This is a genomic window from Marinobacter similis (genome assembly GCF_000830985.1).
Classification (GTDB): domain Bacteria; phylum Pseudomonadota; class Gammaproteobacteria; order Pseudomonadales; family Oleiphilaceae; genus Marinobacter; species Marinobacter similis.
In genome coordinates, this window is record NZ_CP007151.1 from 778,308 (window position 1) to 800,369 (window position 22,062).

Genomic DNA, 22,062 nt, shown 5'->3' on the forward strand with positions numbered 1-22,062 from the left:
GAGGAGCGCCTTCGGCACCCTTGCTAATTGGTGATTCCATCTGGGACTCGTCTGGATACCTCGAGAGACAATCAATAAGGAAGAAAATGCAAAATAATAAATTTATCAAAGGATTGACCATTGTTTCCGGAGCAACACTGCTGGTCGCATGTGGCGGCGGTGGCAGTGATAGCAATGGCGGTTCAGGGGGAACGACCCTGTCATTGGACTCCGAAAACTACGCTGCCAAGCGCATTGCCATTTCTGCGGATTCAAACGTTGACAACATTGTTGGGCTGTATGACGGCATTGCGGACGGCCTGGCTTGATTGGCGAGGTTGAAGAACTGCTGTTACCTGAGGGCGCTGAGGAATCCCGCACCGTTAACTGTGACAGTGGTGGCACCCTGACTGTTTCATACAATGAGACAAGCGACGTCATTGATCAGTTGCTGAGTTTCAGAGAGTGCATTGTCACAACCGACATGTATGGCAGCGTGCTTCTGAATGGAACCTACGAAGCTACGATAACCATCTCCGGTGAATCAGAGGCAGACGTCAACGAGGCGTACAACATTACGGGTGAAGTTCAGGAGAGCAATGAACCTCTCCAGATCAAGGGAACGACTGACACAAATCTGGCAACCGGACTGAACAACAACCCCGAGAGTTTCCGGCTGATCAACACGATTGACGTGTTCGAGATCAAAATCGGTACAGACTATGCCGCCATTACCAATGCTGTAACCCGCATAAACACCACAGATACTGGGATGGAGTTCAGTCTCTCAGGCAAGGTGCTCGGCTCAGCCATTGGCGGCTATATCGATCTATCGACTCCGACGCCGGTCGAGATATCAGATAGTCAGGTTTGTCCCACCTCTGGTGTTATCAGAATCGCCAGCGAAGGTTCAGCAGAGGTTCGGTACGGCAGCAGTGCCGGCGGCACAGCATCAGCCGTTGCGGTATGGATCGACGGCCAGGTTGTTGAAAGTTATAGCGACTGCAGCGCTGTAGGCTTCACATCTGGTTATTGATTCCAGGAGAGAGGGGTAATCCCCTCTCCTCGGTTTGCTCTTAAAGCCATACTCGCAGTGTGCCTTTAAGGGACCTCTATGCGCTGAACCTTTTTGCGAACGCGCTCAACCTCCTCAGGTAACTTAAGAGCAAGTTCAGCGTGCTTCAATGCAAACTGCGCGTGCCTCGAAGCCGCTTCCCTGAACTCACCATCCCCCAGTGAGGACAGTGACGTCAAAGCGGATTGCAGTCGGAGCATCACCTCAATGGTACCGGCGCCGTCCCGCGAAATAGCGCTAAAAGCATTATCTAACATGTCATCCACAGAGACCTCTGGCACCCAGACGCGATCCCGCTCCGTCGCCACATTCTGCTCCTCGGTTTCACTCCATTGGGCGAAGATTCGAACGAAGGTGTCAATAATTTCCACAGCAGTGCCGGGATCGTTGATGCCCGGGGATAACGCCCGGCTCGCGATTTCTGACAGAACAATCAGCCCAAATCGGGGATCTTCCTCAAACGTTCGTTCCTTCCCGATAAGAAATGCCTGCGAAATACAGTCGAAATCGAACTTCTCACTCTTACCCTCCCGGCCAACGTGGGCAACCGGCTGCCCGGGCATAATGAACTCCCCCGGCAAAACAGCCACGTAAATCTGAAGATCATGCTTCTCGGCAATGACCTGTAAAGCCTCGACATCCACACGCTGCAAATAACCGACAGATTCGCCGTACACAGGTTCACCATCCCCCGGTGAGCCAACTTCTTCCCTCCCAGTGTTGGACAGCAGCGGTTTCGCAACAGAGAGCGGCAAGCCACCGCTTCTACTTTGCTGATTGTCGTACCCAACCTCCCAAGCCGGGCTATCCGGTCCACCCAGCGAACAAACCCAATAATGACAATTCCAAACACCGTCACCGTAATTGCAAACAGTACGAACCGACCGGTTGATCCGTAGTAGCCGTTCATAAGAGCAATCAGGCCGACAATACTGAAGATGAAAGCCCCTACAAAAATAGAAAGCGCGTACTGAGAGACATCATCAGCAATCACCACAGGGAACGCCCGAGGAGTAGCCGAACCACTGGCGGATGCATAGGCGGAAAGCATGGATCCCACAGCAAAAACGGCAATCACCAGCATGCTCGCTGAAATGATGCTTAATAAGGTTTCCAGGGAATCGGCACTGATGTCGGGCAATCCACTTTGAGGGAAAGTGTTATCCGCTATCCGGGCCAGAAATGCGGCGGCAATTGAAAGCACACAACTGAACAGCGGTTTCACCCACAACCGCTCACCAAGTCTACTCAGAAAGAACCTGATGCGATCTCTCATCTTGCGTTTCCTTGGCTCAGCAAGCGATTCTGAGCCGCTGTCCTAGCCAACGATTGTCATTTCTTGGCGATGATGTAGACCGCGTGAATGATCCCTGGCAAGTACCCGAAAAGAGTTAGAACGATATTTATCCAGAAATGCTTTCCTATGCCGACTTGTAAAAACACCCCAAGCGGGGGCAGCAGAATGGCAACAATAATTCGAATGATGTCCATATTAGTCCTTACTCATTTTGATTTTGGGCGGCATAACGATTGCCAAAGACGACCTCAACTTCTGACCAATGCTCTTAAATGGTAGGTGCCATACTCCAATTGAGCGAACCAAACTATTAGTAAACCACGTATACCGATTCTAACCGACCATTTTGATCCCTATTTCAAAGGCATCCTGATGAACGAATTTTCGAAAGAAACCCAAACACGCATAGCCTCAGCCCTGGCAGGTGGCTGGGTCGCCGATGCCGCCAGCCTTGGTCTGCACTGGCTCTACGACAGCAACCGGATCTTGGAGGTCGCTGGCCAGACGCCAGAGTTTCTCACGCCCAGCGCTGATTATTTTGGTAAGGGCTTTGGCTTCTTTGCCCACGGCGGTAAACAGGCCGGCAATGTCAGTCATTATGGTGCCGCAACCAAGGTGCTCACCGACAGCCTGCTGGCCTGTCAGGGTAAGCTCAGTGTACGGGATTACCAGCGCCGTTTTCTGGCCTACTTCGGCCCCGGTGGTGACTGGCAGGGCTACATCGACAACCCTACCCGCATCACCCTGCAAAACCTCATCGCCAACGAACAGAAAGCGATTGAGGCCGGCAAGGCGGCGATTAAGACGCCCCTGACCGAAAAACAGCAGCGCATATTGGTGCAAAAAGTCCTGCCCTATACACGCCGGCTGAGCGGTAAACAGTTGGCAGCCCCGGTGCGTGAAGCCATCAGCCTCACCTATCAGGAACCCGAAATACAGAAGGCGGGCGTGTTGTTAGCCGAGACCATTGACGGGCAGTTGCTGCCGGAAAGTGGCGCCGACGACATGCAATTGCCTGCAGTATCCAAACTGCCGCCGCTGGTTGCCTGCTACGCCAGGCAAGCTGACCTTATGACGCAAGTTGAAGCGGCAGTACGGGTAACCAATCACAACGACGATGCAGTGGCCTGGGCCCGTTGCGCCGCACAGCTTTTGGAATCGGTGTTTCTCGGTGAGCCATTGTCAGAGGCGATCGACAAAGCCGCCCCAGAAGCGCCTGATCGCAAGAATCTGGACCAGGCCCTCTCGGCCACGTCGCTGGATGCAATAAATGCGGGAGATACCTTCGGCCGCACCTGTTACCTCCACGAAGCCATGCCGGTGATCTTCCACATCATAAGCCAGGCTAACTCCTTCACTGAGGCCATTCGGGCAAACATACACTGCGGAGGTGATTCCTGCGGTCGCGCCTGGATCATTGGGCCACTTATGGCCGCAATTCATGGGGTGGGCAGTTTGCAGGGTGTGCCGTTGAGCTGGCTTGCGCGAGTAACGGATGCCGCCAGCCTTTATGGGGATGCAGAAACGCTCTCAGTTAGTTGACAGAGTCTACCAAAACGAATAAGGTTGACTCCATCAACTATCAACAGAGAGCAAAATGGCAAATTCCTCCCTCAGCGATGCTTTGCACCGACTTATGCACGCTTACAAGCGAGAGCTCAGAGCGGGTATCCAACAACAGCAGATTCCGCTCCCCATCACGCACATCCGCGTCTTAAAAGGCATCTGCCGGTTCCCCGATGCCACCGCGCGCTCGATTGCCCAACGCATGAATCAGGACAAGGCACAGATCACGCGCGTATTGAACGAGTTGATGCAGTCAGGCTGATCGAAAAAACCAAGAACCCCAACGATCGCCGCAGCCAGTTCCTAACCCCGACCTGCAATGGAACGAAAATGATGTCGAAAATCGATGCGCTCGAAGAGCAGGCAGCGGAACACATGACCCGCAACCTGAGCGATAGCGAACTCGATACCTTCGTTCGGATCGCCGGCACCATGATCGAGAACTCAACAAGTGACAGCACCGCAGACAAAGGAGCGACCGACAATGGCTAAGCCTCCCACGAAAGAATTGGTGGTTGTTCGCTCCACTCAGGTAACAGAGCACATGCTCCGCATTACCCTCGGTGGGGAACAACTGGCGCACCTCCCGGAAGATCAGGAAAGCGCCTACATCAAACTGATTTTCCCTCAGGGTGAAAGCGAGCGCCCTCTGATGAGGACATACACCATCAGGCACCAGCGGCAGGCTGAAATCGATGTCGACTTCGCCCTGCACGACCAAATGGGGCCAGCGTCACGTTGGGCACTCAACGCCCAACCGGGGGACAGGATTCTGATTGGCGGCCCTGGCCCCAGGAAACTGATCAACCCTCAAGCTGACTGGTTTCTGTTGGTCGGCGATATGACCGCGCTCCCGGCCATCAGCGTCAATCTGGCTGAGTTACCAGCCAATGCTACGGGGTATGCGGTGATAGAAGTAACTAGCGAGTCAGACATCCAGACTCTGGATCATCCGGAGGATGTGGAGCTGCACTGGGTAATCAACCCTGAACCTGACCCTGAGGGCCGGACTCTTGTCTCCAGAGTTAAAGCCTTGCCCTGGCTTTCAGGACAAGTCGCGGTGTGGGCCGCCTGCGAATTCAATGGAATGCGTGCGTTGAGGACGTTCTTCAAACAGGAACGAGAGATTGCCAAGAGCCATCTCTACATCTCAAGTTACTGGAAACTGGGTCAATCTGAAGATGGGCATAAGCTGGCGAAAAAACAAGACAGTGAACAGTTAGCAACGGTCGTTTGAGACCTCACTGTTTAACCCTTGGTATCCAGCTCGCCGATCAGGTCAGCCATGGCGCTGGCGTGTGGGGCACTTTCAGCCTGAGGCCGGCTTTAACGCCCGCCTGATTGGCCTCCGGCTGGTTCTGGCTGGCCTTCAGTTTCCCGGTTAGCTCCTCAATGCGGATCTCAATACCTACGATCCCCTGCATTAAGCGCTCGGTGTATTCCTCCGGAGCATCGTCCACGGACCAGGGCTGCGCACGGTCGCGTTCGTGTCGGTCTGTGAGGTTATGGAGGTGCTCTTTGAGCCAGCTTGGGTCCTGCACCACCCGAGCTGTGCCCTTGGCATGCACCGCAAGGTAATTCCAGGTCGGTACCACCCGGCCGGTCTCAGCCTTGGTGGCATACCAAGAGGGAGAGACGTAGGCATCTGGCCCTTGGAAAATGGCCAACACAGAACCGCCCTTCTCTATGCGCTGCCACGCCGGATTGGTTCGCGCCAAATGACACTGCAAAGTGCCGAGCGAGCTGTCTGGGTCCACCTGAAAATGGAATGGGACGTGATTCGCCTCGATGCCATCTTCGTCGGCAATCACAAACAGGCCGAAGCTGTAATCGCGGATATAGCGATGCAGCATCTCTGTGTCATCTTCCTTAAAGTGCTTAGGCACATACATTCTGAGGATGCCTTTCTACCGGGTTTATTGGGTTGGCCTCAGCCTAACGAGGTTCAAACTATAACTCATGTCAGGTCCTGATAGGGATTGTACGCCACTTCCCAGTAATGCCCTTCGGTATCCTGAAAATACCCGGAGTACCCACCCCAGAATACCTCTTGCGCCGGCTTGATCAGAGTCGCTCCCGCCGTAATCGCCTGCTGTAGAACGGCATCCACCTCTGACTTGCTGGCAACGTTATGGGCCAGCGTAATTCCGGAGAATCCGAACTCGAAAGGAGCCGGCAATCCAATGTCCTTGGCCAACTCCTCGCGGGGATACAGAGCCAGCCATGTGCCTTCCAGGCTGAAGAAAGAGATTCCACACCTTCAAACTCGTGCCGTGGCAGGCCCAGCCCTTCGCCGTAAAAACGCGTGGCCCGGTTCAGGTCATCAACACCCAGTGTGACTATGCTGATCTTTGGTTTCATTTAACCTCGCCGTTTTCAATGGGAATGGCATCCAGCGGCGCCACAAAGCCGATATACAAAACACAGGCATCTCCTTTCTGGCAGTAGGCTGAATGAGGCAGTTTCGCCGGACCATAGGCGTACTCCCCAACCTGTATTGTCTCTTTGCTCTGATCGTCGTAGGTGACATCAAGAGTCCCGGACACCAGTACCATCCGCTCCTGGGAGGTGTGGAAGTGCCGCGGTATTTCAAAGTCACCGGGAACCTTAAAGTAGATGTCCAGGTTGTTTTCAGCCGGGTCACCATTCAGAACCGCAATCTCGCACCCCGTGGGAATGAAGTCAGGACATGGCATCCACTGAAGATTCTCATCCTCATGCGAAATCACCAGTGCCTTCTCGGCCGCGGTTGCGTGGCCGAAAATAGATAACGACATTAAAGCCAGAACTAACGAAGTAAGTTTCATTGCCAGATCCCTCTTATGATTCTGTGTTCAACGTTGATTTTCCACAGACATCTCTACTCCATACCAAAGAACTGCCCCGTCCGCGCCAGAAAGCCTGAGCTATCTTGGCGGGCGTTACAGTTGTCCTCTTTTGAGGGAGGAAAGGTCAGGCATCAGGTGCCTGCCAAGGGACCGGAAGTGGCTCTCCATCGCCGGTCTTAACGCGCACCGGGGCCATGCCCAGAGCGGCAACCAACTTCATTTCCTCACCTGATGTGTTCACGATCTGATGGACGGTGTCGGATTCGAGAACCAGGGTCGAGTCAGGGCCAAAGCTGAAGGTTTCGTCTCCAACCGTGCAGGTTCCGGAGCCGGAGAGGACAAGAATGACCTCCTCACACTCGTGACGATGCACCGGTGTGGCCGCGCCCGGCGCCATGGTTTGCACCCAGACTTCCATGGATTTCACACCCTGCTTGTGGCCTCCGATGGTCTGATGCCTGAGCCCGGGCAATTCCAGTGTTTCGAGCTCAGAATTCTTGAAGATACCCATAGCACCTCCTCTAACACCAACGCTGGCCCGCCGGGCCGTGTTATCAATTACGGCGGAGACCGGTTCCGTTAATGCGCGGGCGTTCTGATTAAATATTGAGCAAAACACCCAAACTAGCAAGGTAGGCCAGTAGAGCAGAAGTACTCATCCGAGCGATTTAGTGCTTTGAAAACGCCGATCACACGGCTGCCTGAGGCGAAAACCGACGATCCCAGATCCGCTCCAACGCCTCGAACAAACTATCTGTGGTGAGGGCCAGCAAACCAATCAGGATTGCCCCCTGCAACACGTAGGCTGTGTTGCCATTCACCAGCCCGGCAATGACAGGATCGCCCAGTGTGCGCGCACCTATGGTGGAGCCAATAGCCGCGGTGGCGATGTTGATGGTGACTGAGGTCCGGATACCGGCCAGGATCACCCTGCCGGCCAACGGCAATTCTGCCCGAAACAATATCTGCCCCGGTGACATACCCATGCCTCGTGCCGCCTCGCGCACAGTGGGATCGACGCCTTCCAGACCCGCCAGGGTATTACGCAGAATGGGCAGCAAGCCGTACAGGATCAAGGCAACCAGAATGGGCGCCTCACCGAAGCCAAGCACCGGCACCGCCAGCGCAAGGACAGCCACCGGGGGAAAAGTCTGGCCAATGGAGGCCACCTGACTGACCAAGGGCAGAAAATCTCGGCCCGAGGGACGGGTGGCAAAGATACCGCCAGCCACCGCCACGAATGCGCCGACAGCGGCCGACACAACCACCAACAGCAAATGGTTCTGCAGCAGAAACAAGAAGCTCTCACGCTCGTAAATCACCGTTTGTTTGTCTGGCTGCAGCCACTGAAACAACGGTTCCAAGACCGGCATCCCGACGCTCAGCCCGTATAGGAGAACAGCCAGAAATACGGGAGGTAGCCAGATGCGCATCAGGCGCCTTCCTGAATGATGCGCTCGCGGGTGATAACACCGGTTTCCTGTCCGCGTGCGTTGAACACCGCAATCTCACCCAAGTCCTTCCAGAGCATGACAGATAACGCCAGGCGCACGCTGTCCCCTTCCGTGATCGCGCCCTCCCCGGCTTCCGATTGTCTTGGTTCAGCATGGGCCGACATCAGGTCACGCACTGGCCGCAGGCTCATCAGCTTTAGGCCTCGGTCCTGCTTGCCCACGAGGTTTTCAACGAAGTCTGAGGCGGGATGACGGAGAATATTTTCGGGCGTGTCGTGCTGGATAATGCGGCCCTGGTCCATCACTGCAATCCGGGTGGCCAGTTTCAAGGCTTCATCGATATCGTGGGTCACGAATACAGTGGTTTTACGCACCTGCCTCTGAATCCGCAGCATCTCCATCTGCAGATTATCCCGGGTGATCGCATCCAGCGCGCCAAAGGGTTCATCCATCAACAGGATGTTGGGGTCTGCCGCCAGCGCTCTGGCCACACCTACCCGCTGGGCCTGACCACCGGAGAGTTGCTGGGGGTATTTGCTGGCGTGAGTGGCCGGATCGAGATCCAGCAGGGTCATCAGCTCTTCAACACGCGCGTCGATTCGCTCCTTTGGCCACTTCAACAAATGAGGCACCATGGCGATATTGCGTGCCACGGTCCAGTGAGGAAACAGACCGGTGCCCTGAATCACATAGCCCATGTTCAGGCGCAGTTGCTCTGCATTCATGGCGTTCACGTCCTCACCATCCACCAGAATCTCTCCGGCGCTGTGAGGCAACAAGCGATTGATCATGCGCAGCGTGGTGGATTTACCACAGCCTGAACTGCCCACCAGCACGCAGACCTCGCCGGTCTCAATGGTCAGGTTGAGATTGTCCACCGCGACGGTATTACCGAAGCGCCGGGTGACATTTTTCAGTTCGATCATCCAGGCAATTCCTTTCCTATATCAGGTTGTCGCCGGCGTCGGCTTGAGGCTGTCAGCAAGCATCGTGAATAAGGCGTCCGCCAGCAACGCAAGCGCGATAGTGGGTAAGGCGCCCAGCAACACCAAGTCCATGGCCGCCTGCCCCAGCCCCTGAAAGATAAACGATCCAAAGCCGCCCGCGCCGATCAAGGCAGCGACCGCTGTAAGGCCGATGGCCTGAATGGTGGTGATGCGCGCACCCTCGATGATCACCGGCAGTGCCAAGGGTAATTTCAGCTGAAAGAACAACTGCCGCTCAGTCATCCCCATGCCCTGGCCAGCATCGGCCAGGTTCTCCGGAACCTCCGTGATCGCAACGAAGGTATTTCGCACCATGGGCAGCAGGCTGTATGCAATGAGCGCCAGCAGAGCCGGCGCCCAGCCAATACCCCGAATTCCCAGCGACTGCAAAGCCGGGAACGCCGACGACAGCGCCCCCAGAGGTGCGATCAAAAGGCCAAACACGGCCAGGCTGGGGATGGTTTGCAGAAAACTGACGGCGCCAAGAACCGGCCTCTGCCAGGCCGGGCTGCGAATCATTTTCAGAGCCAGCACAAACGCGAGGCCAGCACTGAACGTCACGGCACCAAAGGCCAGCGCCAGATGCGTCCACAGCGCCTGCTCAAACTTATCCGGCCGGGCATTGAATTCCCGTACCAGTGAAAGGCTCGCCAGGCCCTCGCCTCGCAATAACACTAGCCAGCTTCCCACAATCACCACCAACAACATGAGCTGCAGCCCTCGCCCGGCCCGGAGCCGTCCAAGGATCTCAATCAGCATCAATGACAACAGGAACAGCAAGCTCCAGAAACCCGAACCAATCGTGGAGCGCGCATAGGGCGACGCCTCTGGCAGATGGCGGCCGGCAAAAATTTCAAGCAACAGAGGCAAGGCGGCCAACGAAAAACCAACGAGGCCAAGAAGAAGTGGGTATCGCAGCCGCAACGGCAAAACGGACATCAAAATGGACGCAGTCAGCGTCAGGGTGACCACCCCTGCCCCCAGCCATCCAACGGCTGACAGCAGACCATGGCCGGTACCGGGAACAATGCGATTAGGTTGTATGGCGCCAAGATCCAGAAGCCAGACCAGCACCAGGGCGAGCACACCCAAGGCTGGAATGACCCGATTCGGCACCATCAGGTTGGAAGCAAGTTTGTTAACAGGCAAACCTCAGTCCTGGCCCAGGGATTCCAGATAGTCCCGCGCCACTTGCTCCGCCAGCACACCGTTTACCGCAACCAAGCCGTTCAGGCGTTGAAGGGTTTCCAGATCCAGGGAATCGAAAATCGGTTCCAGAACCTCCCGGATCTTCGGGTAGGCTTCCAGAACCTCGGCGCGCACGATGGGCGCAGGCTGATACACCGGCTGAACGCCGAGAGTGTCAGCCATCACTTTCAGGTCAAGGGCGTTGAGGCCGCCGTCAGTGCCGTAGGTCATGGCGCCATTAACGTCGTTGTTGTTCAGCGCGGCAGCCCGGAGTGTCGCGGCCGTGTTGCCACCGGAGAGAACCAGCAGCTGGTCAGAGTTCAGGGTGAAACCGTAGGCCTTCTGGAACGCCGGCAACGCACTGGCGGATTCAACAAACTCGGCACTGGCCGCAAACTTGAAGGCGCCACCGTTGTTGATGTAATCCGCGAGATCCTCGAGCGTCTTCAGATTGTTCGCCCGCGCCAGGTCTCCACGCACACTCATGGCCCAGGTATTGTTGGCTTTGGCCGGTTTAAGCCAGACGATGTTGTGTGCTTCTTTATCCAAGTTGGCCGCCTGCTCGTAGGCCTTATCGGCATCCTTCCAGATATCCCGGTCCGCCTGATCATGAAAGAAAGCGGCGTTGCCGGTGTACTCCGGGTAGAGGTCTATTTCGCCCGCCTTGATGGCATTGCGAACAATGTTAGTTGCCCCCAACTGGATCCGGTTCTTCACCGGAATTCCGGCTTTTTCCAAGGACTGCAGCACCATCTGGCCCAGCACGGCGCCTTCGGTATCGATCTTGGACGATACCACCACTGGGCCCGCAGCCATTGTTGGCCCGGCGAGTAACAGAAGAGTTAAAGCCGCTGTGCGGCGAAAGCGGGAAATTGGGGACACGGCCATTCCTCTTGGTCGTTAGTTCATTCTTGCGGCTTTCACGCTACGGCCTGAGCAAGAGAAGCCTGGCCGACAGCTTTTATTAGTCTATTGGACGCACACACGAAGGCAAGGACAAATGGTTTATCCAAGAGGCTGGGCTGCTCTTACCTTTCTGAGGAAGGAGTCAGGTCTGCATCATCCATTGGCGCAATAGCAACCGTTCCGTCTTAATCATGCGGCAATTGCTATCTTCGGGCCGTTCAGGGGGAAGTCCTCTTCTCCATCTCCTTCCGGTAATCTGACCCTAACGACGACTTTTCATCGTCACCAAGGAATTTGCCTGCGTAGGGGAACACCTCTTTTTCTTCTTCCTCGAGGTGATGCAGCAACTTGTGGGCAAGATTTTTTGCGTGAGTCAGCCACCCTGGGGAGTCCTGTTCAGCATTTGACAGGGCCTCAATCAACTCATCGAGCTCATGATGCTCAGCGACACTGTGCCGGGCTTTCTCTTGAGTTTGATCAAACTTCATCAGCGGGGCATAAAAGTAACGTTCTTCGGCAAGCGCATGATCTTCAAGCTGTTTTTTTAAGTTCAAAAACAAGCGATCACGCTCTTCGCTGGCGCCACTGGTTGCAAGTACCTGATCAATCAACTCTCGTTGCTTGTCGTGGTCTGCCCGAAGCTCCTCAAAAATAGTCATCCTAGATATCCTTGTTCAAGTTGAGATTGGGCCTTGCCTGCCTTTGCGAACCATGGCCAAGGCGCGATTCGATTTTCCTAGCCTACTTCCCTACGCCATCCAAGTTACATTGGTTCAAGTGAGCGTCGAAGAACCTGTTTGCTCTCAAATCCAGACGACGACTTTTTCGTTTTCCATCTCGCCGGCATGTACACCCCCAGAGATAATGAGAACGTCTAGCAGCGAGTTTCTTTGGCGAACGCAAATGCTGCCAGGCATTCTTCGTCGTGAAATGAGGCTTCTCGATACTCTTCGTACGTCGCCAGTGATTCGAATGAGAACAGCGCAATGGCGACATTGTTGGCGCCCTCAGACGGCAGAAAGTACCCGTGATGCTGGCCACCAAATTTCTCGACGAGAGGAATCCACATTTTGGAGTAGAGCTCAAATTCTGAGAGTTTGTAGGGATCTATGATGTACTTCAGATAGCAGGTAACCAAGTGAACTCCATTTCAGATTTAATCCAGCAACATAACGCATCAGCGTTTAGAAAAGCACAGGCCAATTTTCGGGACTGACTGCAAAGCTGCTACTTCGGCTTTCTTGCCTCAACGCCGCACCGTATGCCTGATCAGCCCATTCACGCGCTTGCTCCCGATCATCAAAAATTTCCTCCGGGGCAGCGTAATAGGACATCCGCATAACCTTACCTTTTTTCTCATATTCGAACTGCTGAAGCCCGAGCTCGACAAATGCACCCGACGTGTTGTCGTCCGCTTTCAGATAAAGAGCATCATCGGCGACGAGCGCAAACATCAGACCGTCGTGTAGATGCCATAGCCTCCAAACATACGCTTGGCTTCGACTGCACCGAACAGTGCAAAAACATCGTTGAGATTCTTAACAAATTCGCTGGTCGCTTTCATGCAATTAACGCCCGCAGTCAGGTGTCATCGCTCGACGCTACCAGATGAATAATGTTGGATGGGCTCGATATCCAGAAGGCTTTCAAGCCTTCCGGGAGTGGCTCAATTTCATCTCGACGGTGGCAATCCTGCTCCTTGAGATATTCGGCCGCCTCACCAATGTCGTTTGTGATGACTTCCAACCAGATCTCGGCCTGGCTCAAGCCAGGCACCTTATCGAGCCATAGGACTTTGTCCCCGAATTCGAACCGTGGAGTGTCATCCCCCCCAGTGGCAGGCATCTCTGTGAAGCGGAGAACATCTCTGTAAAAGCGCACCGTATTCTGATGCTCGTGCGGCGGGATCTTCATCGCAATGTTGCGGCCAGGCTGAAATTCTACGTCCATGGATTCATCCCCTCTCTAGTCTTGGATCAACCTATCGAAAGCAGTTCCGAACCTATTTTTCATATCCACCTGCGCACTTCAGACCTGAACTTGTCGTACACCTCACCGAATTGCTCGTGCATAAATCGCTCCTCAGGGACGATCTGAAACCGGTTCATATACAAGATGAACACGGGAAGGAATAGCAAAGAAATAACGCTGCCCAGGTACAAGCCCCACGCACACAAAACCAGGAAAAACCCCAAGTACATCGGATTCCGGCTATACCTGTAGACGCCGCTTACCACCAGGTTTGTTGATTGGTTCGGCACCCGTGGATCTACCGTTGTTTCGGCTACCCGGAACTGCAGGACGCCAAGAATGGCAATGCAAACGCCAAACGCTGCAATGCCAGTTGACCACCCGGCTACACCAGGAATCGCGAAATTTAGCGCAGGCGAAAGCCCTGCGACAGCCCACATACCGCCAACGGCAATGGCGACGAGTACAACTGGCGGAACTTTAAGCTCGAGTGCTTTCACAAAATACTCTTACCCCAGAAAAGATCTATGAATGGAGGATTACGCCGAGCCCCAAAGCCCCCTACTGCAACAATTTGGTGTTTTCAGTTGCCGCTTGGCCCCCGAAAAAAACCAATCACCCACAAGATCATAAACACAGCGAGCAATGGAAAAAGCACGTAATCCAGGTAGCCCACCAACGCAGAAATGCCAAGGATCGTAAACAACCAAACGAGAACCGGAGTGAAGCAGCAGAGCGCTGTAATCACGCCACCAATTGCACCAACCTTCATCAACCGATTTCCGTTCTTCATAAGTTCAACAGCAGGATTGGTCCATCTGTACAGGAGGACACGGCGTGTCGCCGTAAGAGCAAAAAACACAGCAATCGCCGAGCTTGGGCTTGAGCAAGACCTTGCAGCCCTTGCATTCATAAAAATACTGACAGGAATCCTCCGGCATTGTTTCCACTTCCCTGTGACCGCACTCAGGACATGTTAGCTCAGACGTGAGTTTTGGTTTCATAAGCCACCTTTCGCAAAAAGCGGTTGTCAGATCTCAAGCTGCCTGGTTTCACTGACCGCTGCCTTTCCACCTGCCATAAGACTAATAATAGAACCCTGTTCAGCTTGCAGCTTCACATCGATAACACTGGGTGAAGCTGGGGACATAAAATAGCCCTGTTCGATTAGAAACTGATGCTTTTGAATCTTCAGCTTATCGCGCAAGTAACAAGCGAGCGGCCCTGCGGCCATCCCCGTAGCGGCTTCTTCATCGATACCATAGCGCGGAGCAAACATTCGGGCACCCGCGTCTCTACCCGCTTTGACGGCTTCTGGGCAGAACACGTAATAGCCGATCAAGTCATACTCGTCACTGATGGCAGATATGTCTGTCATTATTGGGCGGATAGATTTGGTGCGGGCTGAGTCTTTAAGACCAATGATCAGGAACGAGTTGCCAGTATTCACCACACAGGGTTCTGCTCCTTCCAATAGATCGGAAGGTTCGAGGCCAAGAGAACCCAATGCGCGGTCCCGATGCGCTTGATCTAATTCAATGTACCTGGGCGCCGATTGTTCCATGTAGGCCATATCGCCTTGCATGAGAATCTCACGACGGCCATCAATGGTTTCTTTCGACGTTTGGTCATTCGGCAGCAGACCGATTTGGCGCAGATAGCAAAAGGTGGCGATGGTGGCATGGCCACAATGCGCGATTTGTCGGGTAGGTGTGAAGAATTCGAGCTTAAAGTCCGCTACAGACGAAGGTGAGACAAATGCCGTTTCTGAAAGCCCGATACTGGCGGCAATACGTTGCTTCTGATCCTGAGAGTACTGCTGAGCATCCAGAACAACGCCAGCAGGATTGCCACCCTTATGCTCATCGACGAAAGCGTTGATGATAGGAATATCAATTTTCATATTAACGTCCTTGCTCCAGCCTTAACGCTAAGCACTGGGGGTGCAAAAATCAGTTGTATGAATCTCCTTTTCTTACCTCGTTAAGATGAACCATAACAAATGCGGCAATAGTCAGGATCAGGATTGCTATCGCCTCAAATAGAATATTCTCAGGAGCCATGTCTTTTCCCTGCAGAATAATCAACCGGGCGAGAGCTGTAATTGCAATGAAAATCGGGAATACGGCTGCAGATCGCCGATCGGAGTAGAATACGGCCACCATACCAATCACTTCCATGTAGAGGAACATCAATAGTATGTCAGCAAGGCTGATCCTCTGGGCAACGAACACTGAGTGCAGCTCGAAAACCACACCACCAAGGGTCATCACAACAACAATGATCAGCAATAAACGCTCGATCATCTGAAAGATAGCAAGAGCCGCAGTTTTCTCGGAAGAATTCATCCAGTTTGCCTTAAAAATTTGCGCACTTTTGAAGCTGCTCCCTAACCCAGGCGACTGTTAGTCTTTGTCCAGACGCCGATGATGAGAAATGCGGCTTTAGTGTCCAAAAAAGAATGGGTCCCAGTCATGGTAGCTATGTTTTGGGACGATGCAGCGCCTTATAGCGCTCCGCTAACTCCGCTCGAATCGCGCGACGTTCCTGGCCATTAGCAAACCGCCTGACTTGGTCGTCAGTCTCGGGTTTCAGTTTAGGCACTTCAACAGCTTTTCCATTCTCATCAACCGCCACCATCGTAAAAAAGCAGCTATTGGTGTGTCTGACTAACTTTTCCCGAATGTTTTCGGTAACCACTTTTACGCCTATCTCCATGGATGTGCGCCCTGTGTAGTTAACACTAGCCAGGAAGGTGACCAATTCACCGACGTGAATGGGTTGAAGAAACATCACCTGGTCGACCGACAGGGTGACCACATAACTGCCTGCGTAACGGCTGGCGCAGGCATAGGCCACTTCATCAAGATACTTCAGCAAAGTGCCACCGTGCACATTGCCGGAAAAGTTGGCCTTATCCGGTGTCATTAAAACCGTCATCGTAAGGGTTGTAGATCCAAGTTCCATAATGGTCTCTTGGTGATCAATGTGATGAGGAAGGCCAGGAAAGAGCCTTTATAAAAAACGCTTTGAGCAATGATGATCAGAATCCGTTCAAAGGCTGATGGCTGGGCGATTTCAATAAACGTCGGCAAATGCATCCGCTCTTTTTCAGCTTCCTAAAGCTAAGTATGGATCAAGCGTCATCGTCTTTCATTCGCCAGTTTTCCAGTATTACGAACCAGGGAGTATAGCCGTTCTTCGCTATGTGCCTTTTTTCTTGCAGTCAGAGGCGAGAGGGAGAACCTTGCCCTTCCCTACCGATGCGCCAGCGCGTAGTCGATTGCCGCACACACCGCCGCAGCCTGCGCGGCATTGCATTGCTCAGGTGTCGATCGGGAGCTGTCAGGATAAACCTCAGTGGTAGTTTTGTAGGGCGCGCTGGTGACACTGGCACACAGCCCCAGCTCATTGAGCGGATACTGGATCACGCCCCGAGCGACCACCGGTGAGCCGAAGATCTCGCCGCTGTCATCGGCCGGAGCGATATGAGTGATTGGCTCCACCGCTTTAATGATCGCCTGCTGAAACTCAGGTTGCGGGTTCTCAGTGTCAGCGACCAGATAGAAACCGTCGGGAATCCCACCCGGCTCGAAGGGCTTGCCGTCCCGGGCAGCCAGCGCGGGGCGAAATTCAGATTCGTCAGTATCAGTGGTCTCGTGCAGGTCGATATGCAACAGCGCACGATCACGCAAAGGCGCCACCAATCGCATAATTGCCGCCGACTCTTCAGCCGGACTGTCTTCGCGGAACGAACGGTTCGGGTCCACTGCGTTCGCGTTCCAGCGGTGGATGCGCTCGTAAGCCCAGGGGCTGACACAAGGTGCGACCAGCAGATTCACGCGGCCCGCGTAAGCTTCCGCATGCTGATCGAGAAACTGCAGCCCGCCATGCACTCCGCTGGTTTCATATCCGTGTACCCCGCCTGTTATCAGCACAACCGGCAGATCGTCACGCCAGTCGCGGCTCCGGATCGCCATCAGCGGATAGCCATCGGAGCCGTAGTCGAGATGGCCATACTCTTCCACGTCGAAGCGCGAGCGAAGGCGTTCGATCACACTCACCACCTCGGATTCGTAGCTACGTTGACGAGTTTGTCGTGACAACCACTCGGCACGTTCAGCGTCGCCCCAGGGAGTGCCTGGCGTACCGATTGGATAGGGCGTGGGTTCCGTATTCATGTTGCGTTTGCTCCAGTAAAAATCGATGCCGGCGGGCATAGGTGTTCAGTTTTGGCGGCTGTCGCTTGGAAACACCACCAGATCATCACCTTCCTGCCAGGGCGGATACTTGACCATGACCTGCTTGAATATTGGGTGCTCCAGCCAATCTCTCAGCCATCGCTGCAGATTCGGATAAGGCAGGCTGTAAAATACCTCTCGATCGACATGGGCGAACTGCCGTACAAACGGCATGATGCAATATCAGCAATGCTGATGTTTTCCCCCAGGAGATACCTGTTCTCAGCTAATAAGCGCTCTAACTCCTTCAAAAACACCTCGCCTTTATGCCGGTATTCCTCCTGAGTTAGTGCTGGATGGCGATCAGCGTATTTATAGCGATCCAGCCAGAGTTTAAATTCATCATCGTTACGCTCGATCAGGGCGCCAGCGCTTGCTAAATCGACGCTTAACAAACCGTGCGGATCATTCTGCTGCAGCGCCCATTCCAATATTTCCCTGCTTTCCTCGAAAACGAGTCGCCCGGAGCTATCCCCTTCAGCCAGTTCCAGAACAGGAACCGTGCCTTTAGGCTGATCGCCAGCATCTGCGCCGGTTTGTTTTTCAGCACTATCTCCCGTAGCTCCACCTTCCACTCGGCAAACAAGATGCCGAGGCGAGCACGCATAGCGTAGGGGCAACGACGGAAGGAGTACAAACGATGCAGTGCGACAGTGATGGCGAGCCTCCTGGCTGAATTAACTGAGGTAATAAATCGGACGGCGCTTCGGGGTCAGGAAGTCGCAGCCACTACCGAGATTTCGACCTTCAACTCAGGAGACGCCATCTGCGCTTGCACACAAGCCCTGGCTGGAGCTTCGCCTTCAGGTACCCAGTTATCCCATACTTCGTTCATGGCCTTAAAGTCGGCCATATCAGCCAGATAGATGGTTGCAGACAGAATTTTGTCGCGGCCGGAACCGATACTCTCCAGCAGCTCGTCCACTTTCTCCAGCATCCCGGTTGTCTGGGTTTGAATGTCACCGTTCCTGTCCTTGGCCACCTGGCCGCAAAGATAGGCGGTACCATTGTGTTTTACGATCTTGCTCATGCGGTTATTGGTGGAAATGCGCTCAATAGTCATTGCTGTCGCCTTTTGGGGAAATGAATATACAGCCCGAGGCTCTCACGATCCTCGAATTGCCGGGTATGCCCAGCACCTGCATTAAGAATATAATCACGGACCAAGCCAGACCTTCTCTATTTCAGAATTCCAAGCCTCGGGCCTATTACTGTGAGCACCCTGCATCGACGTGAAAAAAGCCAAGCCAAGCCTGCGCGCAAAGGTCTGCACCCGAGGAATTTACACAACCAGGGCTATGACTTCCAAGGCCTCGTAAATAGTCACCCAGCACTAGCCCCTCACGTGAAACCGAACGCTCATGGCAACCTTTCCATCGATTTCGCAGACCCATTGGCGGTAAAAACTCTCAACGCCGCGTTGTTGAACCGATACTACAACATTGTCGATTGGGATATTCCAGAGGGTGCGCTTTGTCCCCCAATTCCTGGCAGAGCGATTACATCCATCACATGGCGGACTTGCTCGGGCCTGAACAATCCAGCATCAAACTGCTCGATATAGGCACCGGAGCAAACGGAATCTACCCGCTACTGGCTTGCCAGATTTACGGCTGGCAGTGCGTGGGAAGTGACATTAACACTGAGTCGCTTGAGAACGTAGCCGCGATTATCGCCAACAATCCCTCACTCAAAGACCGCTTCACGCTGCGCACGCAGCACGATAAAAACCATATCTTTGAAGGGATCATCCGAGCCGGAGAATTCTTTGACATCAGCGTGTGCAACCCACCGTTTCATGCCTCACTCGATGAAGCACTTAAAGGCAGCCAGCTTAAGCTCGACAACCTTGCCCGTAGTCGCGGTGAACGAAAAGCAAAAACCAAATCCCCTACTCTAAACTTTGGCGGGCTGGGGGCAGAGCTTTGGTGCAAGGGCGGCGAGCAGCTGTTTCTTAAAAAGCTAATAAGAGAAAGCCAGCAGTATTCAACTCAATGCCGCTGGTTCACCAGCCTGGTTTCAAAAGCCGACAACGTTAAGCCTGCGAAGAAGTTGATTCGAAAGCTCGGTGCAACTGATGTGCGGGAAATAGCGATGAAGCAGGGAAAAAAGATCACCAGGGTATTGGCCTGGACCTTCATCTGAGCAGGGTGAAGAAAAACTCGCTGCCGCCGGTGTCTCTGGGCCGGTAACCTATTTGCCCACCGTGCAGCTCAATAATCCCCTTGCAGATGTACAGACCGAGCCCGGAGCCGCCAGAGCGTCGACGTGTGTCGGACGTCTCCTGGGCGAAGCGTTCAAACAGATGGTCGCTGAATGCCTCTGACACGCCCTCCCCTTCATCCTCTACGGTGCACATAACCCCTTCCTCTGACGGTGCCAGATGGACCACCACCTCACCACCGGCACGAGAAAACTTGATGGCGTTGGACAAGAGGTTCTGTACCACCTGTAACAGACGATCAGGATCGGCCATTACCGACGACGCAGGCTCGAGCCGGGTGCTCAGTGAAATGCCTCGTTCGTCAGCCAGGTATTGTTGGATTTTCACTGCTTCGTCGACCACGTCCGCCAGATCAATCATTTGCAGATTCAGCTCAAAGTGGCCTTCGGACAATCGCTCTACGTCCAGAACATCGTTAACCAGGCCAATGAGTCGCTCGGTATTGCGGGTCGACATCTTCAGCAATGTTTGCTGCTTTTCCGGCTGCTCGTCCAGTTTGCCATTGGCCAGCAGTTTGAGGCCGCCGTAAAGGGAAGTAAGCGGCGTTCTCAACTCATGACTGACCATGCTCACCCAATCACTCCTGGTACGACTCAGGGCGTCTCTTTCCTTATCGGCCTGGCGACGGGAATCTTCATAGGCATAGGCAATGGCCGAGACAAAAAGCATGGAACCAAAACCGGCTGCAAGACGCCCGAACAACGACTCGTCCGGGTAGCTACTAGCAATCCACTGCATTTGATGGCCCGCCAATAGCATCAGCAGCCCAAACAACGCGAGCAGGGTCGTTCGCATAGCCGTCAGTCGGGCTGAGGTGAAATTGGCAATCAGCGGCAACGTAGGCAACCAGGTGAGCACCCGGGAATGCAGCCCGTTGTCATAAATAGCAGTCATGAAGATAGCGGCAATAGCACTGAGAATCATCAGGTCGCCAGCCGCCCCACTTTTGCCCGTTCGGACAAAGAACACGAGGCTGGCAATAAGGGCGAATACCCCGAAACACGCCACCAGGGAGACTGTCCCAATCCCTTCTGTAGACAAGCGCACGACGGCCATGGCGAACATTGCCAATGTGCCGAAGATCAACAAAGCCACCATCACCCGGCCGCGACGCAAGTCCTGTTGAGACAGTTGGGACAGATGGCGTCTCAGAAAAAGATCAAGAAAACGCCTCTGGGCATCAAAATAGGCAGCTGCGACACCGCTCTTATCTGTTTTATTCGGATGATGTAGGTGTTCCAACTCGCCGATGCCTCTTTGCAGTTAAAATGACTGTAGTCGAGGTTACCCGAGAATAACTTCCCGTTCTCATCTATTTGAGAACTTGATTGAGGGGTTGGGCGCAGTACGCTCAACCCCTCAACTGAGCGGCAACGTACGGTGCAAGGGCCGTTGCCGCGAGAACAACAGGCCAGATGTTGCCATCCTTGAACGTATAGGCCTCAAGCAACTCGGGCCACGATTTGCCTTGCCAGAGCCCAAACGAAAACTCAAAAACGAGTGTGAGCGCGAGCCACCCCAACCCAACGGCCCAGATCTGCACGGGACGGCTAATTTGCAGCCAAGGAAGCGATAAGTACGCAACACCAATGATCAAGATTGAAAGCAGCAACCCGCTCAGCACGAGTGCGGTCGGGGTTCCGACCGCCGGGATAAGCACAAACTCACGCAGCGCTCCATTGGCAGCCGCTAGAACAAGGATGCTGGCCCAAATCACCAATGCCTTTAAAGTGACTACCGTAAGCATCAATTGCTCCTATGGCGCCTAACGCGGAGCTAAGCGGCCCGTCAGGGACGTCCGGCGGCCACCGACCGCGTACTGATGCGCCTTGTCAAATGGCCCTCGGCACACGGTCCGATTGAACCACGGTTTGATTGAGTTGCCGGAGCTTGTTGACAGAGACTTGAAACTGGCCATTTCTCGGTAGCCGTTTACCTTTGAACTGCTCCCAAACAAGGCTCCTGGCCCGTTATAGATTTCCTCGAATGTACCGTCACGCAAGATCTTAATGATGATCGCATGCTGCGGCTGGCTCCGGAATGCAACAGAGTTGGATTGCGTAGCTTTGATCTCTACTTCCACGCCGGTTTCGGTGACCGCGTCATAGCCTTTGTTGGACGCTGTTTTCAGCTCAAGATTGTATGCATCGGCCACGAGGCATTCACCCAAACTGCCAACCATGTGACCATCGGGAGTAAAGTGCCTGCCCGGGAACATGGCCTCCAACTCATTGACCGTGGCATAGAGCTGGGTGACCAAGCCCCGGAATTTATCGTGATCGATTATAGACATTTAACGCTTGCGTCAGTGGTTGGTGAAGCACAGCGGAACCAATCCACTGCATGT

Annotated in this window: 31 protein-coding genes and 4 pseudogenes; 7 read left to right on the forward strand and 28 right to left on the reverse strand. The window is 54.0% G+C overall.

Annotation, left to right across the window (positions count from 1 at the left end; translation table 11 throughout):
• Window positions 1-86 precede the first annotated feature (86 nt).
• Window positions 87-308, forward strand: coding sequence for a hypothetical protein (locus AU14_RS03485; protein WP_041338950.1), 222 nt, complete (start codon window positions 87-89; stop codon window positions 306-308).
• Window positions 305-1,015, forward strand: a complete 711-nt coding sequence (locus AU14_RS03490) for a hypothetical protein (protein WP_041338952.1) — start codon at window positions 305-307, stop codon at window positions 1,013-1,015. Before AU14_RS03485 ends, AU14_RS03490 begins: the two co-directional genes overlap by 4 nt.
• Window positions 1,016-1,080: 65 nt before the next feature.
• Here the strand turns inward: AU14_RS03490 and AU14_RS22590 are convergent, their stop codons facing one another.
• The 3 genes and pseudogenes from AU14_RS22590 to AU14_RS18895 form a co-directional block, all read right to left on the reverse strand.
• Window positions 1,081-1,731 (reverse strand): DUF2254 domain-containing protein, encoded by a 651-nt coding sequence (locus AU14_RS22590; RefSeq protein ID WP_269079097.1) that lies wholly within the window; start codon window positions 1,729-1,731, stop codon window positions 1,081-1,083.
• 113 nt (window positions 1,732-1,844) lie between these two features.
• A pseudogene (locus AU14_RS23645) lies at window positions 1,845-2,330 on the reverse strand (DUF2254 family protein); the annotation flags it as partial.
• A 56-nt stretch (window positions 2,331-2,386) separates the two neighbouring features.
• Window positions 2,387-2,545, reverse strand: a complete 159-nt coding sequence (locus tag AU14_RS18895; protein ID WP_041338955.1) for a YqaE/Pmp3 family membrane protein — start codon at window positions 2,543-2,545, stop codon at window positions 2,387-2,389.
• Window positions 2,546-2,723: 178 nt separating this feature from the next.
• Between AU14_RS18895 and AU14_RS03505 the strand changes: the two genes are divergently transcribed.
• The 4 genes from AU14_RS03505 to AU14_RS03515 all read left to right on the forward strand — a co-directional run bounded on the left by AU14_RS03505 (window position 2,724) and on the right by AU14_RS03515 (window position 5,154).
• Window positions 2,724-3,893, forward strand: coding sequence for an ADP-ribosylglycohydrolase family protein (locus tag AU14_RS03505; protein ID WP_041338957.1), 1,170 nt, complete (start codon window positions 2,724-2,726; stop codon window positions 3,891-3,893).
• Between the two features lie 55 nt (window positions 3,894-3,948).
• The gene (locus AU14_RS20465) at window positions 3,949-4,179 is read left to right on the forward strand and encodes a hypothetical protein (protein WP_236744351.1); all 231 of its coding nucleotides are present in this window, start codon (window positions 3,949-3,951) and stop codon (window positions 4,177-4,179) included.
• Between the two features lie 68 nt (window positions 4,180-4,247).
• On the forward strand, window positions 4,248-4,409 hold the full coding sequence (locus AU14_RS20470; protein ID WP_236744352.1) for a hypothetical protein: 162 nt from the start codon (window positions 4,248-4,250) through the stop codon (window positions 4,407-4,409).
• Entirely contained in the window at window positions 4,402-5,154 is a 753-nt protein-coding gene (locus tag AU14_RS03515; RefSeq protein WP_041338959.1) for a siderophore-interacting protein, read from the forward strand. The genes AU14_RS20470 and AU14_RS03515 overlap by 8 nt, the downstream gene beginning before the upstream one ends.
• Window positions 5,155-5,191: 37 nt before the next feature.
• Here AU14_RS03515 and AU14_RS03520 read toward each other — a convergent pair whose 3' ends face one another.
• The 22 genes and pseudogenes from AU14_RS03520 to AU14_RS03615 all read right to left on the reverse strand — a co-directional run bounded on the left by AU14_RS03520 (window position 5,192) and on the right by AU14_RS03615 (window position 18,554).
• On the reverse strand, window positions 5,192-5,809 hold the full coding sequence (locus tag AU14_RS03520) for an FMN-binding negative transcriptional regulator (RefSeq protein WP_052471951.1): 618 nt from the start codon (window positions 5,807-5,809) through the stop codon (window positions 5,192-5,194).
• A 65-nt stretch (window positions 5,810-5,874) separates the two neighbouring features.
• Window positions 5,875-6,114 (reverse strand): VOC family protein, encoded by a 240-nt coding sequence (locus AU14_RS20475; RefSeq protein ID WP_330217952.1) that lies wholly within the window; start codon window positions 6,112-6,114, stop codon window positions 5,875-5,877.
• A gap of 160 nt (window positions 6,115-6,274) precedes the next feature.
• Entirely contained in the window at window positions 6,275-6,724 is a 450-nt protein-coding gene (locus tag AU14_RS03530; RefSeq protein ID WP_052471952.1) for a cupin domain-containing protein, read from the reverse strand.
• Window positions 6,725-6,869: 145 nt separating this feature from the next.
• Complete coding sequence (locus AU14_RS03535; protein ID WP_041338963.1) at window positions 6,870-7,256, reverse strand: cupin domain-containing protein; 387 nt, start codon at window positions 7,254-7,256, stop codon at window positions 6,870-6,872.
• 178 nt (window positions 7,257-7,434) lie between these two features.
• Window positions 7,435-8,178 (reverse strand): ABC transporter permease, encoded by a 744-nt coding sequence (locus tag AU14_RS03540; RefSeq protein WP_041338965.1) that lies wholly within the window; start codon window positions 8,176-8,178, stop codon window positions 7,435-7,437.
• The gene (locus AU14_RS03545; RefSeq protein WP_041338967.1) at window positions 8,178-9,125 is read right to left on the reverse strand and encodes an ABC transporter ATP-binding protein; all 948 of its coding nucleotides are present in this window, start codon (window positions 9,123-9,125) and stop codon (window positions 8,178-8,180) included. The genes AU14_RS03540 and AU14_RS03545 overlap by 1 nt, the downstream gene beginning before the upstream one ends.
• Before the next feature lie 21 nt (window positions 9,126-9,146).
• Window positions 9,147-10,304 (reverse strand): ABC transporter permease, encoded by a 1,158-nt coding sequence (locus AU14_RS03550; RefSeq protein WP_041343564.1) that lies wholly within the window; start codon window positions 10,302-10,304, stop codon window positions 9,147-9,149.
• A gap of 33 nt (window positions 10,305-10,337) precedes the next feature.
• On the reverse strand, window positions 10,338-11,189 hold the full coding sequence (osmF, locus tag AU14_RS03555) for a glycine betaine ABC transporter substrate-binding protein OsmF (protein WP_407942812.1): 852 nt from the start codon (window positions 11,187-11,189) through the stop codon (window positions 10,338-10,340).
• A gap of 308 nt (window positions 11,190-11,497) precedes the next feature.
• Window positions 11,498-11,938: a hemerythrin domain-containing protein gene (locus tag AU14_RS03560; protein WP_041338971.1), complete on the reverse strand. Its 441-nt coding sequence runs from the start codon at window positions 11,936-11,938 to the stop codon at window positions 11,498-11,500.
• Between the two features lie 215 nt (window positions 11,939-12,153).
• Entirely contained in the window at window positions 12,154-12,417 is a 264-nt protein-coding gene (locus AU14_RS03565; RefSeq protein ID WP_041343567.1) for an NIPSNAP family protein, read from the reverse strand.
• A 46-nt stretch (window positions 12,418-12,463) separates the two neighbouring features.
• Window positions 12,464-12,733, reverse strand: a complete 270-nt coding sequence (locus AU14_RS03570) for a TfoX/Sxy family protein (protein ID WP_201773504.1) — start codon at window positions 12,731-12,733, stop codon at window positions 12,464-12,466.
• 127 nt (window positions 12,734-12,860) lie between these two features.
• Window positions 12,861-13,229, reverse strand: coding sequence for a VOC family protein (locus tag AU14_RS03575; RefSeq protein WP_041338974.1), 369 nt, complete (start codon window positions 13,227-13,229; stop codon window positions 12,861-12,863).
• Window positions 13,230-13,288: 59 nt separating this feature from the next.
• Window positions 13,289-13,750, reverse strand: coding sequence for a methyltransferase family protein (locus tag AU14_RS03580; RefSeq protein WP_041338977.1), 462 nt, complete (start codon window positions 13,748-13,750; stop codon window positions 13,289-13,291).
• Between the two features lie 83 nt (window positions 13,751-13,833).
• Window positions 13,834-14,022, reverse strand: coding sequence for a mercury resistance system transport protein MerF (merF, locus tag AU14_RS03585; protein ID WP_052471953.1), 189 nt, complete (start codon window positions 14,020-14,022; stop codon window positions 13,834-13,836).
• 25 nt (window positions 14,023-14,047) lie between these two features.
• Entirely contained in the window at window positions 14,048-14,254 is a 207-nt protein-coding gene (locus tag AU14_RS20480) for a GDCCVxC domain-containing (seleno)protein (protein WP_094191140.1), read from the reverse strand.
• A gap of 26 nt (window positions 14,255-14,280) precedes the next feature.
• Entirely contained in the window at window positions 14,281-15,153 is an 873-nt protein-coding gene (locus AU14_RS03590) for a PhzF family phenazine biosynthesis protein (RefSeq protein WP_041338992.1), read from the reverse strand.
• A 49-nt stretch (window positions 15,154-15,202) separates the two neighbouring features.
• Entirely contained in the window at window positions 15,203-15,598 is a 396-nt protein-coding gene (locus AU14_RS03595) for a phosphate-starvation-inducible protein PsiE (protein WP_052471954.1), read from the reverse strand.
• 133 nt (window positions 15,599-15,731) lie between these two features.
• A complete protein-coding gene (locus tag AU14_RS03600; RefSeq protein WP_041338995.1) occupies window positions 15,732-16,217 on the reverse strand; it encodes an acyl-CoA thioesterase in 486 nt (161 codons plus the stop codon).
• Window positions 16,187-16,357, reverse strand: a pseudogene (locus AU14_RS23650) (alternative oxidase); the annotation flags it as partial. The pseudogene AU14_RS23650 and the gene AU14_RS03600, both read right to left, overlap by 31 nt.
• 150 nt (window positions 16,358-16,507) lie before the next feature.
• Window positions 16,508-17,431 carry a M14 family metallopeptidase gene (locus AU14_RS03605; protein ID WP_041343573.1) on the reverse strand — a complete coding sequence of 308 codons (924 nt, stop codon included), beginning with the start codon at window positions 17,429-17,431 and terminating at the stop codon, window positions 16,508-16,510.
• Between the two features lie 45 nt (window positions 17,432-17,476).
• Window positions 17,477-18,098 (reverse strand): annotated as a pseudogene (locus AU14_RS03610) (glutathione S-transferase).
• Between the two features lie 105 nt (window positions 18,099-18,203).
• Entirely contained in the window at window positions 18,204-18,554 is a 351-nt protein-coding gene (locus tag AU14_RS03615; protein WP_041338998.1) for a RidA family protein, read from the reverse strand.
• Between the two features lie 150 nt (window positions 18,555-18,704).
• On the opposite strand from AU14_RS03615, the pseudogene rlmF reads away from it, so the two are divergent.
• Window positions 18,705-19,636: pseudogene (gene rlmF, locus AU14_RS03620) on the forward strand (23S rRNA (adenine(1618)-N(6))-methyltransferase RlmF).
• Here the strand turns inward: rlmF and AU14_RS03625 are convergent.
• From AU14_RS03625 to AU14_RS03635, 3 genes are all read right to left on the reverse strand, one after another.
• Window positions 19,629-20,816 (reverse strand): sensor histidine kinase, encoded by a 1,188-nt coding sequence (locus AU14_RS03625; protein WP_407942844.1) that lies wholly within the window; start codon window positions 20,814-20,816, stop codon window positions 19,629-19,631. The pseudogene rlmF and the gene AU14_RS03625 overlap by 8 nt on opposite strands.
• A gap of 250 nt (window positions 20,817-21,066) precedes the next feature.
• Complete coding sequence (locus AU14_RS03630; RefSeq protein WP_041339004.1) at window positions 21,067-21,462, reverse strand: hypothetical protein; 396 nt, start codon at window positions 21,460-21,462, stop codon at window positions 21,067-21,069.
• 18 nt (window positions 21,463-21,480) lie between these two features.
• Complete coding sequence (locus AU14_RS03635) at window positions 21,481-22,008, reverse strand: DUF6998 domain-containing protein (protein WP_236744354.1); 528 nt, start codon at window positions 22,006-22,008, stop codon at window positions 21,481-21,483.
• Between the last annotated feature and the right edge of the window lie 54 nt (window positions 22,009-22,062).